Source organism: Vibrio sp. YT-19(2023), from assembly GCF_033337395.1.
Genome location: NZ_JAWOQN010000030.1, coordinates 12,457 through 29,432, shown reverse-complemented (window position 1 = coordinate 29,432; position 16,976 = coordinate 12,457). Strand labels below are relative to the sequence as shown.

Sequence of the window (16,976 nt, the reverse complement as noted above, 5' to 3'; positions counted from 1 at the left end):
TTAGGTCATCATCCCAGATCGGAATTAGCATTAGCTAGTCCCTTCCAACTCAGGATTAGCATCTAACAACCCAGCTATGGGACAAAAGTGCCTTAGCAAAATCACACTTTCCATTGAATTTGCATTTATTTAAGCCATGCAAAGTACGCTTTTTCGAAAATAAGGAAGAAGAGCTAAGGGGGGTAGTATAAAATCTCCTGAAGATATCAAGAGAGCTAATAACAGCATGGATAATTTTCAAAACCTTATTGATTACAGCACCGTCGATGACCTGAAGTTTCGTATCAAGTCATTACCCTTTTCTTGTGCTATCCCCAGTCGCAAAGCAGAAGTTGCAAGTGTACTCTTTAATGCATTGATGAACCCAGACAACCTACAGCTAATTTGGAACCACCTCTCAGAGGTTCAGAAGCTTGCTTTGCAAGAGGCCGTTCACAATCAAGCAGGTTATATGGACGGTTTCGTATTCTGGTCAAAATATCAAAAAGAACCACCTAGTACAGAAGACTGGTCGTTGTATCGAAGTCGAGATAAAGATAACGGTGACAAAGCTTTATCTCCGTTCTTTTATCCTGACCGCCGTTACGGATCTTCACGCAGAATACCTAATGACCTATTAGCTTTTTTGAAACCTCATGTTCCATTGCCACCACATTTCTCTGTGCCAACGGCAATTGTCGATGGTGACGAGATTGAAACGTCAGAAACCCCACAATACACGGAAGCGGAGCTTAACGTTCTTCTTAACACTATTAAGGTTAAGAAGTTAAAAGTCAGTCCGAAAACTGGGCTGCCTTCTAAAACATTGCTCAACCAACTGTGCAACCAACTCAATGAACCGTATCAAAAGGTAACATCACTTGATGACGAATCAGCGAAAAGTATAAAGGCTTTTGGTTGGATTCAAATTCTAAGAGCTGCTCTATGGTTCAAAGAGACAAAGGGCGAATTGCAAATCAACCTAAAAAAAGCCGCTCTTCAACAACGACATTGTGACGTCATTAAACAGCTTTTCTTGGACTGGAAAGATCGAAGCAAATTTGACGAGTTCTCACGTATCAATCAGATTAAAGGGCAAAAAGGAAAAGGTCAGAAATATTTTACCAATGTTCTGAGCCGCAGGGATGCTTGTATAGAAACATTGCGATCTTGCCCACCTGAAGAATGGGTCTCTTTTGATGACTATCTGAGATTAATGGCGGTTGAGGGGCAATTCTTTAATATTACGTTTGAACCCTATAGCTTGTATATTGGTGATTCCACGTATGGCCGCATTCATGACGGTACCTTTCTTACTAATGCTTACTCTCGCTGTTTAATTATGGAGTATTTCGCGACTCTAGGGATCGTCGACATAGCTTACGTAACGCCGGAGGGCGCTCAAGATAATTACTATGACCGTTGGGGGCAATATGACCTAGATTATTTGTCCATTTATGATGGTTTAAAATATATCAGGCTTACAAAGCTCGGAGCCTATGTGCTTGGAGTGGTTGATACCTACATCGATGTATCCGAATCAACGAAAACATCGATCGCATTATTGCCGAAGTATCGTGTTCAGTTTATGCAGCCACCCACTACAAGTGAGCGAGTATTTCTTACTAATTATGCGGATGAAGCTACCGACCAAGTCTGGCAGCTATGCACAAGCAAGATACTCTCACACCTCGAAAATGGTGGTGACTTAGAAGAAATACAATCTTTCCTATCTGAAAGAGATGAACAACCATATTTCCCGACTCAAATTGAGCACCTCTTCAAAACGTTAGAGAGCAATAAGAATGCAGTACGATTAGAGGGGCGTTTTTTACTTTTGAAATGCGATACCGAGTCGATAGCAAAGAACATAGCGTCAGCACCTAAATTACAGAAATTGTGCCAACGCGTAGGAAAAGACCAGTTAATTATCCCAGAGGGCAAAGAATCGTTGTTTAGACAATTAGTTCATGAACTTGCCTATGCTATGCCCATACAGTCATAGTTTTCAATGTAAGGGCAAAGTTTTTTGCCCTGTAAGCGATCATTTTAGAGGTGAATTACTCAATTTCATTCACACCTGATGTTGAAGAACTAGCAGTGGTTTTCTTTTTTCGTTGAAATAGTGTTGGTTCGTCCGCGGTCTTTCGCTACGGGACAAAAGCGCCATAGAACACCCGCTCTAAAATTCGCTCATTGCCCGTTAATGGCTGTACCTGTAGTGTGGTACAGCAATGTTAGAAGGGAGGTGCGACCATCACATCAAAGCCACCATCATACGCACCATTACACACACCATTACACACACCAAAGCCTACCTTCTAAAGGTAGTTTGGAAACAAATCAGTTTGGATTTAAAGAAATCTCTGTTTTAATCCATCGTTACTGAATTCTAAGAAGGAGCCTAAAGTGGAGGAATTTGTTCGGTATATTGATAAGCTAAACTCTGAAGACAGAATGAACTTGTTTCATGTAGTAAATGCCAGCCTTGGTGAAAAAGAGTGTGAGCTAACTCTATCTATCAAATCGTCAGAACCAGAGTTATCTAGCGATTGGTTGATTTCAATCTCACACCACCGTACAAGCGTGTGCGTCGTAGCACACTACCTAAATCTTTGATAACCTGCCCACATTAATACCAAATTTCGATTAGGAATACTTATGAGCTTATCTGGTACGATGAACCCAATGTATTATTACCTTGGAGATGGGATCTATTGGAATTGGGATCGGGTGCAAGATGATGAATTGCAAGATGTCGAAATCTCAAGGGAAGATGTAGAACTCTCAAAGGCAGATGACCTCGCTTCTAAATATGAAATACAAATGGCTGAAGAAGCCTTTTCGAAAAGTTTTAGTTCCAGTGAAGCATATAGGTCGTATCATTTTTTTAACGTATTGATTTCTAATATGTCATACATTGCAAATAGATATTGTCAATACGAAAGTTTATCTAAAGACTATGCGGAAGTAGCTATGCAGAAGGATGTCCTTAAGGATATTATCTTTGTGCATGCTACTGATTTAGGTATAAATCTCACTCTTAACCACATTAAAAAGCTTGATGAGATTGTTCTAGACGCCTACAACAATAAAAATCGTAATAGTGTCTATAATCGTGTAGGTACATTACAGCGTTTTATACATCAATGCTCTCTAGATGAAGGTAAGCAAATCGATCACTTAGACAGAGAAGTGATGAGAAAGTTGCTTTCACTGTGTAGGTTGCATATTGCAATATCAGATGTCAGGAAAAAGAACATAGATCTGATTAAGGGCGAGTTAATCCAAAATAATCTCGATTCAAAACATAATTCATCAGTTCCTTATGTAAAGATGTTGAATAGAAAATATATTCAACATTGGAAGAAAAGGCACCTTAGAAGCTTGCTTCATTTCTGTCCTGAAGCTGAAAGATGGACTTTGAAAGAGCTGATCAATCTAAAGCAGCCATTCGACAAGGTGGCAGTACAGAGAGTTATTTTTAAGAAATATAAATGAGAAAAGTAAGTTTAGTAACCTCACCTGATGTGTTTGACGCCCCTCGCGAAGAGCCATCTTTCATTTTTTTAAGGAAGAAAAAGAATAAACGTATTGATAGGAAGATTATTGCAATATCCAGTAATGGCCATGTTATTTACAATGGTCAATATTGCATTCCTAGTGAAGAGTTCATGTACAACAACAAAGACAGTGAGTGCTTGCATATGGTGCTTACTGACCGTGAGCTGCTAAACATTAAGGAGTTTGCTGTTAGATATAATGTTAGGGTTTGCAGCATCGAATCCTATTATCCGTTCTTTAGTTATATCAAGTACAGTAACGACTTAGAAATAAACTTAGATAACCTAATCAATTCTCTTCATTATGCTAAATCTTTGGGGTTACAAAACCATTCGTTCTCAAAAGTAGTAACTCAAGGTTTTAGGAATACTCTGGTAAACAAGCTCTACATGAAGAATGAGTTTGATAGCAAGTTCTATTTTGCTTACAGTGAACCTTACCAAGAGGTTTTCAGGTTCCTTGAAGCTAGAAAAAACAGGACTATCGTCGCTTTAGACTTCAACTCGATGTTTGCTTCTTGCTTAAAGGGGGATTTTATTGATCCTAAACATTTAGAGTTTGTATCAATTAAAGCTGCTTATGATGGAAATGAACTCTCCGAAGGAATCTATAAAGTAGCTTTAAGGAACCCTAAATCATCTTTCATTAGAAGTTATCATCTTTTTAGGCTTACAAAAGATTTTAAAAAATATGCTTTTTCTCTTTCCGGCATCAACGAGATTGAAGCTACACTTCACAAAGAAGAAATAGAGTATTATCACAAACATTTTTCAACTATTTGGATTGATAGTGGTTATATCTCAAAAACCACCATCGGGCATCCACTATACAAGAAAAGTACCGACCTGTATAAAAAACGATTACGCTCCAAAAATCTAGGCAAAAAAACATTAGAAAAAAAGTATAAACTCGAACTCGCTATGCTTCACAGTATCACTAATTCCAAAAGCTTTAAAAGCCGTGAGTTTAGAAACCTAAATGAGGTTTCTACCTTCCTAAGAAAAGAGTTTGGTATAGACTTAGATTTCTCGAAAGAAGCATCCGTAAAGAATTTTTTCAAACGTAGTCATTTCTCCCTTAATCGAAACTCTAAAGGTTTCACACTTCGCTATGTGGACATTTATTCCAAAGTTTCCGCCTATAGTTTGTCATCACAAGTTATGGCTAAGGTTAGACTTAAAATGCTTACTCTATTAGAAGAATTATTAAGAATAGACAAGATAGAGTTGTGCTACATAAATACTGATTGTGTACATGTTTCGTTTCCAAAAGATTCAGAGAAAGATTTTTGGGAGAAAACTCAGCACCTAGTTGGTGGTGAATTAGGTAAATTGAAAGTAGAAGCCATTGCCGATAGTGGCTACTGGTTTGATGTTGGCCGATATTTCCTGTTCGACAAAGGCAAGGTCGTAAAATTTAGTAATTCTGGATTAAACCACAGAGGTAATACCAAGCCTTTTCTTTTAACTAAACCAATGGTCATGCACTACAAAAGTAGCACCTTCTCGCACGTCACGAAGGTATATTCACATTTTTCTAATCTACTCACTTACAGTAAAAAGCTGGTTCAGAAGAATGGGTATAGCGATTACGCTCGATTTACGGCTGCGCAGATTCTAGAGCCTACCTCACTGGCACTACTCGAGCAGGAAGAAAGAGAGAACAGCTCTGTAATTAAGCTCGAAACGTACCATTCGCTAATGAAATCTAACCACATTTAGTGTAAGATCGCACTCGTAGCAAGTGGGGAGATTTATCTATTGCTACTACTAGTGTTCCTCGAGGACTACGTCCTATAACGTTAGGTTTAGGCCTTGCTAAAGAGCCACCCCCGCTGGCTCACCATTAACAATGGAACTTCCCACACTAATAACGATATCTTTTATCTGTTTCATTCGCACTGTTTATCTGTGGTTTAGTTGAAATTTGAACTAATGCGGCGTTCGAACATAGAGAAACCTTACCTTTGTTTGGGACAAAAGCGCCTTAGTTTAATTACCCTAAAATGTTTGTACTCCAAACTGCGTCAGCACTTTCGAAGAACTCACTAGTCCTAGCATTCATTCGAACAAGCATTTCTAATACTGAGAAATGGGAAAAGAGGTTTGGCTAAATGATATCCTAGTACATAGGATAAAGTAACGGCAGACGTCACCAGTAGCTATTAATGCAATATACTAGCTATAAGGTTGATAATTACAAAAAGTGAACAACGGGTTAGTGGATGTCAAATCTAACTGATGCAATGAAGTTATGCTAAAGCTAAAACATTCTCATAATTACATGATATTAAAGACTAATTTTATAGGAAGGTTACTAGGTGTCGAGTCGTTTTCAATCGAGAACAACACAATCTACAGAAATGGGAAAAATGGCCGCTCTGAGTACTCATTGAGCAACACCAACTCTTTTGCCTTGCTTGAAAGTTCATTCTTTGGATCAAGGATAAATCTGAAAGTTGATGGACGCCCAATTAGAATCAAATACCTAGCAAAAAAAGGGTCTGAAGAGTTTCTCGACCAGATAAACAACATTATTTCCGATCAAGTTACTGATTATATTACACCTATGTTCTCGGAGTTCAGTACTAATGTTATTAAACATTATCCTAGAGACTCTTGGATGGAGCAAATTGCTGAATTATGTCAAAACTTGAATGATAGCTATCAGGCACAGCCTAATGAATGGAAGCGATACCTATCCAGAGAACATATGGAAAGAGTCGAAGAGATAACTAGTTTTCATCCAGTTGATGCGAGTAAAATCAGAAAATATCATGAGACCTATCAGCTATCTCAACGTGAAGAGTTTTTCGATGTTGTTGAGTCTAATCCATTAACAAAAGAGCAACGTCTTGGTGTTCTGCGCTCAAACGATCGCAACATGGTGTTGGCAGCGGCTGGCACAGGCAAAACATCGGTAATGGTTGCAAAAGCTCTAGACCTTATTGATAGAGGCTTAGCAAGACCATCTGAAATACTTGTCTTAGCATATAACCGAGCTGCGGCAGATGAGCTTAAAGATCGACTCTCAGACAAAGCAAGTAAAGGTAATATCTCTTTAGACTCATCTCCTCATATTTCAACATTCCACGCCCTTGGACGACATCTACTCCGTGAGGCTGGTATACCTACAAACATGAGCATCTTCACAGAAGATGATTTTGCATTAAAGCAATGGGTCACAAGCTGGATACATTCATATATCAGCGAAGATCCTAGCCGTATTTTTGACCTTATTGAGTTATCCAACCCACCCATTAACCCATTCGATTTCAAGTCGAAAGCAGAATATGAAAGGTATGTAAGGGATAACGATTTCAGAACCCTCAACAATGAGAAGGTCAGGGGTTACCAAGAACTATTAATCGCCAACTTTTTGTATGTAAACCAGATCCCTTACAAATATGAAGCTCCATACGTTAGTAAAAGACGGATTGATATAGGCTTTGACTACAAGCCAGACTTCTACCTCTCCGAAGCTGATATTTATCTAGAGCACTTCGGAATTGATAGAAATGGGAACACTCGTGTTGACATTGATAAAATCGCTTATAACAACGGGATAGAGAAAAAACGAGAGCTTCATATTGAATGCGGAACAACATTAATAGAGACATTTCATTATGAATGGTGTGAGGGCACACTATTATCAGGCTTGAAGGAAAAATTAACTGAGCTAGGTATTGTATGCAATCCAATGCACCCAAATGACATTTTCAAGAAGTTAAACGACCAAAAAGCACTCTCATCTTGGAGCGACCTCATGACAAAAGCGCTCGGTGCAATCAGGGTTGAGAGACTTGAACAGGCAGAGATTCTTGCTAGGTTTAAGAAGTCTAAAATTCAACAACCTAAGAAATATTCGGCTTTATTAGACGCTCTACACCAAGGATACGTCAAGGAGTTGCAACATCAAAATGCTATAGATTTTGATGATATGATCATTCGCGCTATTCAAGTGGTAAACGATGGTGAATATCAGCCTAAGTGGAAATATGTACTTGTCGACGAGTTTCAGGACATCTCAGCGGCTCGAATGGAGTTTATTAAGTCAATTATCTCTAAAGGCCCAAAACCCTCACTCACAGTTGTCGGAGATGATTGGCAATCTATTTATCGCTTTTCAGGAGGTAAGCTAGAGCTGACGACTCGTTTTGGTGAGATGATTGGCCTCTACTCACTCACAAAACTCCAAAAGACATTCCGATACAACAACAGCATCGCTAATACCGCAGGTCAATTCATCATGGCGAACCCTGAACAATATGAAAAACATATTGAAACGCATACGACTGTTGATGAATCGCAAGTCTTCTTGCTCGATGACAAGGTAGGAATGCAGGATGGTGTCTATGAACGAGTAAAAGAGGTAGTAGATAAAATTAGAGTCTATGATGCTGATGGTAGCATCGCCGTAATCGCACGATATAACTACCTTCTTACCGATACAAGGTCAGTCCTTTCAAAAGAAAGGTTAACTGACAATATCAATTTTTGGAGTTTCCACAAATCTAAAGGGCTTGAAGCTGATTATTGTATTCTGATTGGCTTCTTTCAGGGCAAGAGCGGATTTCCCAACGAAAATAGAGATGATGCAATAATTGAAGCCCTGCTACCATCTTTAGATTCCTACCCCCATTCAGAGGAACGCAGGTTACTCTATGTAGGCATTACCCGTGCTAAGAAAAAATGCTATATCATTGCTAATCCATCAGCCCCATCAGATTTTATAACAGAGCTGCTAGCCCCAAAATATGAACTAAACATTGCCTCTTCAGCTTTTCAAGAGCAGTACAGAAGGATTTTCAAATGTCCAAATTGTGAAGATGGATACTTAAGGTTAGTTCAAGGACAATATGGCGAGTTTTACTCGTGTAGCTCTGGCCTTGGTTGTAACGTTGGTAAAGCCCGAGTATGCAGTAAATGTAGAGCACCATCTATCGACACAAGGGATGCGAGTATTTGTAATAATCCAGCTTGTAATAATAGGTTAAAAATCTGTAGTAAATGCGGACGTCCGATGAAGAAACGTCAAGGAAAGTTTGGTGAGTTCTGGGGTTGTTCAGGTTATGGTATAAATAACGACCAATGCACAAGCACATCTAAGCTTTAAAGATATTAAGGTGTTAGTTTGAACTGATTCATGCTCAGTTTTATCTGGAGACGTGTTTCCTGATCTAGCAAGCGCCCTAAATTCTGGTTGGAAATAATACAAATAGGTAACTTATGTTAAAAAGAATTCTTCTCGTAGTGACACTTATACTTACTGGTTGCCAAGCTGCTGTCTACGGGACAGCTTCTGAGCTAAATAATCTAGAGTTAGGGTTAACTAAATCTCAAGTTATCGAGCGTTTAGGGCCACCTGTATCTGTTAGTGCAGATGGCGACTTAAGAGAGGAGTATCTCATTTACAAAAAAATGAAGCATGCAATTTCATCTTGGCCACGTACATATCAAATTACCTTACGGGAAGGCAAAGTTGTTAAGTGGGGCGAACAATATAGTGAACAAAATATCAACCATTTCTAGTCTAATTTAAAAATAGAAATGTCAGCACTAACCCAAGCTAGTACAACGTGCCTTTGTATTACACCCTGACCAGCCCTGCTCGGAGGAATAACCACTTGTACTTTGTCATTACTCTGGGACAGAAGCGCCTTAGAGTCTGTAACCTAAATGTTTATATTTCGAATGTGCAACCTTAGACGATAAAGCAGCCCCGTGCAAAGTTCGAAAGCTGCTTTTGCTATTAATTAGTAGTTATGTTGGTTGAAAACCTTTTGAGCTTCTGCCTTCGCTTTCAGCTCCAATTCTTTGCTTACTTTAGGCAGAGATATACCTTCATAAAGGATGAATACTGGCCCATAATCTTCATCATTATCAGCAATCGATTGGGTCGGGTAATAACCATAAAGGTTGGCTAGCTCGTTCAAAAAAATGAGTTTATATTGTTCACTTTCTTTTGAGGAATGTTCGTATTTTTCCATGAGATTAAGAATAGCTGCTGTATTTCCGCTAAATGCAAGCAATTCCTCATATTGAGTGTCACTATAGACTTCATAAGCAAACTCAATTGCTGGGTAGTAACCTTGTTTAGCCAACTCTCGAATTACCTCTACGTCATCAGTGTTTTCAGCGAGTTGCATCATTGCTTCTTTACTTCCTAGTTCAGCCGCTCTTTTTAGTAGTGATAGATACTCGGATTGAACAGATAGTTTTTCTTCGTATTCTTTTGCAAAGCGGAGAGCGCCCCCTTCCAAGACTTCGCCAGAAATGTACTTCTTATACCAGTAGTCCTCGTGCGGGCCTGCATTATCGTCTATTTCAATCCCATCGAAGTGATGAACAGCATATGAATACGCAGCGGCTGCATTACCTTCATGGCTCAATTTTTCAACTAGTTCCTCACCTAAACTATCTACCATCCATGGTTCGATCTCATTCCAACTGTAGAACTTACAGTTCTTTAGAAACAGGTTATTACGTATATGTAGAAGGACTTGCTCTTCTAATCTTGCATCTGCTAGTACAGCTTTAGATAGCCTTCTAAGGCGATGTCGAACGTTTTTTTCGTTGGTTAATAATAATGGTGTTTCATTGTGTTGGTTAAATTCATCGTCATAAAAATCTGCTTGTCGGCTATCAAGGTCATACTCAGATAGCACGAAACCAACCTTAATCAAGCTAGCCGCAGATTTAAATCCATAAAAAGATGCAACCACTTCTCTGGATTGACCTAATTTAAGATCCGGTAAGTAATTTTTTAATGATTGATGAAAGGCATGTACGAGTTGCTTATCTAACATGATTAATGCTCCGACTTTTAGATCGACTCCGGGCGCACGTTTAAACCTTTTGAGTCGATATTAATCAGCCAAAGGTCATTAAATTAATTCATTAATAGATAATCATTTATTGAAATGTCTGTTTTTACTCATACGCAAGTAAGGCGGACGCCCTATTACAAGAGTACTCTTCGAATGGGGGATGTCAACAGTCCATAATCAAGACTTAGAAGTGGCCTATAGGGATTTCTATCGTTCCTCAGGGACAGAAGCGAGTTAGTCTTAAAGTTTTAAATCACTAGTTCAGACTGTCGGAAAGGTAGCAAGTGCCCCTTCAAAGATTTTTTTATTAACTGTGATTTAAGATAAAAATTGCTAGCGGAATCTTAGTTACTCTGTTTTTACTAGAATGTCATAGGCTTAAGATAACAATGTCCACTGTATTCAGAACAATTGATGGTCGTATAGTGCCGATTAAGAATGGAAAGCAAATTGATGTTAACAAAGCCAACGTAGTTAAACCCAAACGGCCTAAAGGCTTTGTTTCTACTAATGCTTATTACGGTGCATCTAAAGCATTTACTATACCTAACGCGAATTGTCCAAAGTGCGGTGCTAGCGTCTACTACTACGAACACCCAAATGGTGCACGAGTGTTTTTTGACTCTCTAGGGCCACCTTGGCCGAAACATCCATGCACGGTTTCGATGACATCTCTACAGTCAAAGAAAAATACAAAACCGATATTAGAGAATGGCGGCTGGAAACCTCTTCTCATCAAAAACATAGTAAGCTCTGATGTTCAAGAAGGATATACAGTACTGGCTGAAGCTGATGATAGCCGTGATACATTTGAAATTGATATTAAGCCAGCGTTGATGAGGCAAAAACAGTTTAAACGCAAAAGTATAGAATCTTTATTGTTGTATGGCCGCCCTGTAGGGGAGAGCAAAGCAGAAATAGCAATTACATGTGGTCTATTTGACTGGATAATGTTCGGTAGAGTGAAGCGGGATACTCGCCAGCAATACATTAAGCCAGCACCTCGAGAGTTAGATGTAAAAGAGCCAATACAACGTCTAATAAGCCAAAAAAACAAGAATATAAGTTTTTCCACCCAAAAAGAAGAAAGCCGATGGATATTCACCATGAATATTGATGGTCAAGAATATAAACTCATCGAAGATAGTGCCAAGCTTGTTAATAAATTATGCAAGGCTGAACAGGATACTACCTCTGCTTGGTATAGAATTGCTAAAAGTTCAAAAAATTACTACATAACCATTGTCAACACATCAATAAACTATCAAAAGTCACAATCCTTCAAACCACATGGCAGAGAAGAAGTCAGTGCCTCATCGCTAATCATCAAGCATCTGGGCTATGTAGAAGTTAAAAAAATAGAGCGAGCTGACAATTCGAGCCAAATCACCATTATTGGAAAACAGGCAGAAAAAACGTTATCTATTTCCCTCGATATTATGGAACTATTGAAACGAACCTCTTTGGACAAGCTATTTTTGGAGCAGAACCTCATAGCCCTTGAGAGGCATGGCGAGACCCACTTGCTAAGAATTGGAGGCACGTTGCTAGATGGTGCGTCCTTTGTTTTCTATAAGTGATGTTTAAGCTACGATTTGGGACAGAAGCGCCTTAGGCTCACTTAACTTGGTGTCTAAAGTTGCTGGTGCGGATCAGTACTCTTTAAGATCTAGTAGTTGTCTCTTCTTAGAAGAAATGAAATCAATTTGATAAGGTCTTGGTTTTGACATTTTTTCATAAGGTATTTGCATTTATCTGCAAACTCTTGAGTCCGAATTGTAAATCCGTTAGCTATTAGCTTATGAGTATTGTTGTAGTCTTCACTATGTATAGATAGTAATAGTTGAGATTCCAGTTCTTGTTGGTTTACGGTGCTAATACAATCAATAATTTCTGGCTCATCAAAAATAGTTGGCTCCAAATATTCAAGATTTTTTTCTTTCTCAATCTTTTCTTTTGTGTTGTTCCAATAGAGAAAACCACCCATAAGGAAACCATTCGCAATAGGTGAAAGTAGCAACGGAAGCAATAATAGGTGCGGTGCCAAAAAGAGCATTACTAAACCAATTATTACTGTACCAAAGCACAACGCCCACCAAGAGAGTAAAAGGGAAATAATAACTCCCCACATCCCAAGTCCTGCTAGGATCATAAAAATTGCGATAATGTAACTCATGGCATAATCAACTAGTTGTTTTTTATTTATGCTATAAAATTATCATTGATGCATATGTAACTCAACGAAGTTTACTTAGTTATTCTGTTTGAAGAGTAAAACTGCTAAAACATTTCTGTCCTGTCCAGATTTTAGTTATGACACCGGGTTACCGTCCGCTCGGGGACAAAAGCGCCTTAGATTAGTTAACCTTAATTCGTGTTGTAAGGCATATCTTTGGCGCTATTTTAACAGATAAATTAATCTCGGTTTTGCCACTCTTCAACGATTGGCTGCCAGTTTACTTCACGTGGCTCAGTTGTGGAGTTAGACCATACGTTCCAAAAGTCTGGATCATCAGATTGTGGTCTTTGTTCTTCAGTAAGTTCTTTCATTCGAACTAAAACGGGGAGTTCAGAAGCCCATCCGAGTAAAATTGCATGTCGTGATGGTAGTGATGGTAGCTCTCTTAATAATCCCCTCATGTTATCGGGAACAAGCCTATGGACTTGTTCTTGGTCTCTATCATTGCTAATTCTGTGCAATAAAAAAGTATTACATTGAGACAGAACAGTGGGAGATAGCTCAGAAGGTCGTTGGGATGATACTACTAGACCTAAACCAAATTTCCGCCCTTCGCGAGCGATCTTTTCAAAGACTTTGCAGCACACATCAGAGACTGACTGACTCTCACTTTCTTCTTTGTATCGTTTGATAAATGTATGGGCTTCCTCTGCAACCATTACTGTCGGTAATGGTTTTCCATTCATTTTCCTGTATCGTTGAAGAGCTTCAAAAGTCACTCTAGAGATTACTGCTGTTACAAGATGGATAATTTCATTTGGAACGAGTGAAAGGTCGATAACTGTGATAGCACCATGAGTGTCCTTCCCAAGAAAAGTATCTAACCAATTAGTTAAACTGATAGGTTCCTCCGAATCTTTAGTGACGGCACTAATTCGGGTGTCACCTAACATTGTGCGAATTCGAGTCAAAAGAAATTCCACGAATTGCTCTGTTCCTGTTTCTTGTGCTAAAGCTTCGAGATATGCTACGAAGTCATCACCTTCAAAACGAATAGGCGTATCTTCACTTTTCGGGAGAAGTTCTTGTTCATCGCCGCCAAGTGCAACATGAGCTTGTTTTAAGTCAGCAATCAACCTGTCTGTATCACCGACATCAGGCTTAGCAGGCCACTGTATTCCTCTTCTGGAGGATAGATACGCATTTATCGTACTTATTAGGTTATCGAAAGGTTGGTTGTCGATTTTTTCGTTTAGTGTTAAAAGGCTACTTTCCCATGACGTTAAACTTTCAACTAAGCCTTTGGCAGGGCCAGCATTCACATATATCTGCCCTTGACTTGCTAGTTGCCTTATTGAAACGAGAAGTATTCCGCAAAAATGTTTTGCTTGAATTGTTACGTCATCTTCTGACAACACATCATTTCTCATCGCCCTCAAAGCTCGTCGTAGCAATGGGAGTTGAACTTTTGAACTTGCTTGAGTGAACGCTCCCCACTCAGAACTATTCCATAGCCATGATGGTACTTTAAGATCTAGCTCACCATCATCAGAGTTAGCTTCTACGCGTAATAACTTACCCTTGTATTTTGACTTTGGGCCAAATGCTCGGCTGTACTCCCCATTAGGATCAAGTATTATGAATCGAGCATTTGGGGTCTTTCCCTGTTGTAAAACTGCGTCCAAAGACCATTGAATTAGCCCCGCCACAGAACAAGACTTACCACTACCCGTATTGCCCAAAACAGCTATATGTCGCCCAAAAAGCCTATCGGGATCGATTTTTATTTCTGCATTGTTAGCTAGAGGACTATCTCCTATTTTAACCCTTCTGTTTTCACCTGATTCGATTATTGAGTTTAATTGTTTATCAGTAGGTAGGAGTACTGAATCACCAACCGAAGGAAATGCATCTGTTCCTCTAGTGAATCTGAAGCCATCGTTTTTTCTATCGCTTCTCAATGTCCCAACGGGGTTGATACTGAGCTTTTTTAGTGGAAAAGGTAGATCTATCAAGCCAAAATCTTGCAAGCCTCTTCTCTTTGGATATGGCGAGTGTTCTACTGCGATCCACTCAACTTGACCAACGAGAAACCCATCATCACTGTTTATCAGTACATAGCTATTTATCCGGGGAAAGTTGCGAGGAGAACCTCCTTGAAGAGACACTGAGTCTGGAGAATCAATTTCTAAGGAAACTCTAATTTCACTAGGCGATACAAAACCAACGGTTCCGATTCGTAGCTGCTCTAGTCTTTCTATAGGCAAGTAACTCATAGTGTTACCTCGGTGGTAGTTGCATTACCTGAGTGTTCTGACTGGATAAAGCCTCGCTGCTTTAGTAGTTCGGCCATCTTTATTGATGCTTTATCTATGGCTGGTTTAGGTAGATAGTTATCAACCAAAGTTTTGAGGTCACCTAAATGGTCACCCATTAGTAAAGTGATTTGAGCTTTTCTTCCACTTTTACTAATGAAGTTCATAATTCTTCCGAGCGGGTCACCGAAAGCAATGATGACGAGATGGGTAGATGGAACGGTAAGCATATCTTCAATTACTCGGTTTATATGCTCATCACCAAAGCTATAGCCATACGTGACTAATGTACTGTTTGGACGGCTAGTCGCTGCTGCTAAGTCTCTAAATAGCTCTACATAGGGGTACTCTGCGGTTTCTCTGTCTTTGACTGAATTAGGGTAAATCATTAGTTGTTCATAGCTATTGCTTTCGTGACCTTCTGCTTCTAAAAACGGTTCAACAGAGCGTGCTCCAAAAGGTAAACCAAAGCGCCTAATCGCACCATCTTGTTCGTGCCAATCAAGAGAACCGTGAAGCTTGGTAAAACGAGCCACTCCTTCCAAATATCTTGGTTCACCACGTATTCCCGGAGGGTTATAGTGATAATCAACTTCTAATCTTGAGGATCTAAAAACGGGAGCGATACTTCCAACAAAACGATCTATGAGTCTTAAACCTGCAAGTTCAGCACCAACCTCGATAATTCGGTCGTAGTTCGTTGTAAAAATATGCAATCTATCGCGTGTAGCGGTTCTACTTGCAAAGCTCATTAAGAAGCTCACAAGATAGTTGAAAGTTTCCTCTTTTCGTTTTGGTTCAGCACTTTTAATTAAGTGTTCTCCGTTACTGACAGATTTTGAAAACTCACCTAGACATCGAGACAACTCCCCCTTAATTGCATCTAAATCAGCTTTTAGGTCTCTATAGGCTACAAAAGGAGCTGGAGGGTTTTCAGGTTGTGGGTTATTTAACACTGTTAGAATTTCAAGCCCTTTGATAAGTTCATTAATAGCTCTTATTTGATCTTCTATATTTCCTTTATCGCGACCAGCCGCTGTGGCAGCTTTTGTAGCGAATGCATTTATTTCGCTTTGACAGACGGCTAGATCACTGATCCACCCCATTCCAGCAGGAGGCGCACCTGTTGCCGACATTTGAATAGACGTACTCAAACCTGCACCGATCAATAGATTTAAATGTTCGGATTGAAAAAGAGCTGTTAACCAAGGCTCGATATTTTGACGCAATTTCTCTATCGATACTTCGGAACCTTGTTCTCCCCATGTACTATTCGTTGAGAGGGTAAAAGGATAAGAATCACTTTGCTCATTGGGGTTTGGCATTAGCTCAATAATATCGGGAACACTGCCAACTTTAATGTGCTGAGTAGTCATAAATACACTTCTTATATTTGTATGAAAGATATAGTGTTGGGGACACAAACAACTGCCATTAATGTTTACAACTTAAGCCGTTGGCATTGAATCTTACGTCTCGCAACTCTCCGAAATCCTTAGCGCATCTTCAATCTCAACACCAAGGTATTCAATCGTACTTTCTAACTTAGCATGTCCAAGAAGTAACTGGATAGCACGTAAGTTCTTGGTTTTGGCGTAGATCAAAGAAGCCTTGGTGCGACGTAGCGAATGTGTGCCGTACTGAGATTTATCTAAACCGATATCCGTTACCCATCTGTTAACCATAGTCGTGTAGTAATGGTAAGAGATTGGTTGACCTTGACGACGTGGGCTTGGGAACACGTAGTCGGTTGGCGTCAGACAATTCTTAATAATCCATTGAGATAAGGTTTGTTGGGTCTTAGGCGTGATCTCGAAGTGCACTTCTTGATGGGTTTTCTGTTGCTTCACAATAGCTCGTGACATCACACAACCACTGCGGCTAACGTCTTGTACCTTTAGGTTACGCAAGTCACATGCTCTGAGTTTGCTATCGATGGCAAGGTTAAACAACGCCAATTCAAATAACCGTTCCTCAAGCTCCAATCGAATTCGAATGCGCCAAATGTCTTCCAATTTGAACGCTTTCTTCTGTCCAACTCTTTTTCCTTTATTCCAAGCAGCCATAATGTGCTCCTTACTTCATAAAAATCACTGTTAAGTAAGGCAGA

Annotated in this window: 12 protein-coding genes; 7 read left to right on the top strand and 5 right to left on the bottom strand. The window is 39.5% G+C overall.

Annotated elements, in window-relative coordinates:
• Positions 1-226 precede the first annotated feature (226 nt).
• The 6 genes from R7E78_RS18950 to bamE all read left to right on the top strand — a co-directional run bounded on the left by R7E78_RS18950 (position 227) and on the right by bamE (position 9,074).
• Positions 227-1,984, top strand: a complete 1,758-nt coding sequence (locus R7E78_RS18950) for a hypothetical protein (RefSeq protein ID WP_048613855.1) — start codon at positions 227-229, stop codon at positions 1,982-1,984.
• A gap of 404 nt (positions 1,985-2,388) precedes the next feature.
• Complete coding sequence (locus R7E78_RS18945) at positions 2,389-2,598, top strand: hypothetical protein (RefSeq protein WP_025795560.1); 210 nt, start codon at positions 2,389-2,391, stop codon at positions 2,596-2,598.
• Positions 2,599-2,640: 42 nt separating this feature from the next.
• Positions 2,641-3,480, top strand: coding sequence for a hypothetical protein (locus R7E78_RS18940; protein ID WP_282156861.1), 840 nt, complete (start codon positions 2,641-2,643; stop codon positions 3,478-3,480).
• Positions 3,477-5,264, top strand: a complete 1,788-nt coding sequence (locus R7E78_RS18935; RefSeq protein WP_130545515.1) for a hypothetical protein — start codon at positions 3,477-3,479, stop codon at positions 5,262-5,264. Before R7E78_RS18940 ends, R7E78_RS18935 begins: the two co-directional genes overlap by 4 nt.
• Before the next feature lie 670 nt (positions 5,265-5,934).
• A complete protein-coding gene (locus R7E78_RS18930) occupies positions 5,935-8,658 on the top strand; it encodes a UvrD-helicase domain-containing protein (protein ID WP_262652296.1) in 2,724 nt (907 codons plus the stop codon).
• A 113-nt stretch (positions 8,659-8,771) separates the two neighbouring features.
• On the top strand, positions 8,772-9,074 hold the full coding sequence (gene bamE, locus R7E78_RS18925) for an outer membrane protein assembly factor BamE (RefSeq protein ID WP_181387655.1): 303 nt from the start codon (positions 8,772-8,774) through the stop codon (positions 9,072-9,074).
• Positions 9,075-9,298: 224 nt separating this feature from the next.
• Here bamE and R7E78_RS18920 read toward each other — a convergent pair whose 3' ends face one another.
• A complete protein-coding gene (locus R7E78_RS18920; protein WP_140316749.1) occupies positions 9,299-10,351 on the bottom strand; it encodes a hypothetical protein in 1,053 nt (350 codons plus the stop codon).
• A gap of 410 nt (positions 10,352-10,761) precedes the next feature.
• Between R7E78_RS18920 and R7E78_RS18915 the strand changes: the two genes are divergently transcribed.
• Positions 10,762-11,952, top strand: a complete 1,191-nt coding sequence (locus R7E78_RS18915) for a hypothetical protein (RefSeq protein ID WP_169608780.1) — start codon at positions 10,762-10,764, stop codon at positions 11,950-11,952.
• An 89-nt stretch (positions 11,953-12,041) separates the two neighbouring features.
• Here R7E78_RS18915 and R7E78_RS18910 read toward each other — a convergent pair whose 3' ends face one another.
• From R7E78_RS18910 to R7E78_RS18895, 4 genes are all read right to left on the bottom strand, one after another.
• On the bottom strand, positions 12,042-12,548 hold the full coding sequence (locus R7E78_RS18910) for a hypothetical protein (protein WP_181387653.1): 507 nt from the start codon (positions 12,546-12,548) through the stop codon (positions 12,042-12,044).
• Between the two features lie 239 nt (positions 12,549-12,787).
• A complete protein-coding gene (locus tag R7E78_RS18905; protein WP_014232713.1) occupies positions 12,788-14,827 on the bottom strand; it encodes an ATP-binding protein in 2,040 nt (679 codons plus the stop codon).
• The gene (locus R7E78_RS18900; RefSeq protein WP_014232712.1) at positions 14,824-16,242 is read right to left on the bottom strand and encodes an SIR2 family protein; all 1,419 of its coding nucleotides are present in this window, start codon (positions 16,240-16,242) and stop codon (positions 14,824-14,826) included. Before R7E78_RS18900 ends, R7E78_RS18905 begins: the two co-directional genes overlap by 4 nt.
• A gap of 93 nt (positions 16,243-16,335) precedes the next feature.
• A complete protein-coding gene (locus R7E78_RS18895) occupies positions 16,336-16,932 on the bottom strand; it encodes a tyrosine-type recombinase/integrase (RefSeq protein ID WP_041154776.1) in 597 nt (198 codons plus the stop codon).
• Positions 16,933-16,976 lie beyond the last annotated feature (44 nt).

Bases quoted from the DNA above. Each gene is read 5' to 3' on its own strand.
- R7E78_RS18935 (WP_130545515.1), top strand. From the start codon at position 3,477: ATGAGAAAAGTAAGTTTAGTAACCTCACCTGATGTGTTTGACGCCCCT.
- R7E78_RS18895 (WP_041154776.1), bottom strand. From the start codon at position 16,932: ATGGCTGCTTGGAATAAAGGAAAAAGAGTTGGACAGAAGAAAGCGTTC.
- R7E78_RS18920 (WP_140316749.1), bottom strand. From the start codon at position 10,351: ATGTTAGATAAGCAACTCGTACATGCCTTTCATCAATCATTAAAAAAT.
- R7E78_RS18915 (WP_169608780.1), top strand. From the start codon at position 10,762: ATGTCCACTGTATTCAGAACAATTGATGGTCGTATAGTGCCGATTAAG.
- R7E78_RS18905 (WP_014232713.1), bottom strand. From the start codon at position 14,827: ATGAGTTACTTGCCTATAGAAAGACTAGAGCAGCTACGAATCGGAACC.
- R7E78_RS18950 (WP_048613855.1), top strand. From the start codon at position 227: ATGGATAATTTTCAAAACCTTATTGATTACAGCACCGTCGATGACCTG.
- R7E78_RS18900 (WP_014232712.1), bottom strand. From the start codon at position 16,242: ATGACTACTCAGCACATTAAAGTTGGCAGTGTTCCCGATATTATTGAG.
- R7E78_RS18910 (WP_181387653.1), bottom strand. From the start codon at position 12,548: ATGAGTTACATTATCGCAATTTTTATGATCCTAGCAGGACTTGGGATG.
- bamE (WP_181387655.1), top strand. From the start codon at position 8,772: ATGTTAAAAAGAATTCTTCTCGTAGTGACACTTATACTTACTGGTTGC.
- R7E78_RS18940 (WP_282156861.1), top strand. From the start codon at position 2,641: ATGAGCTTATCTGGTACGATGAACCCAATGTATTATTACCTTGGAGAT.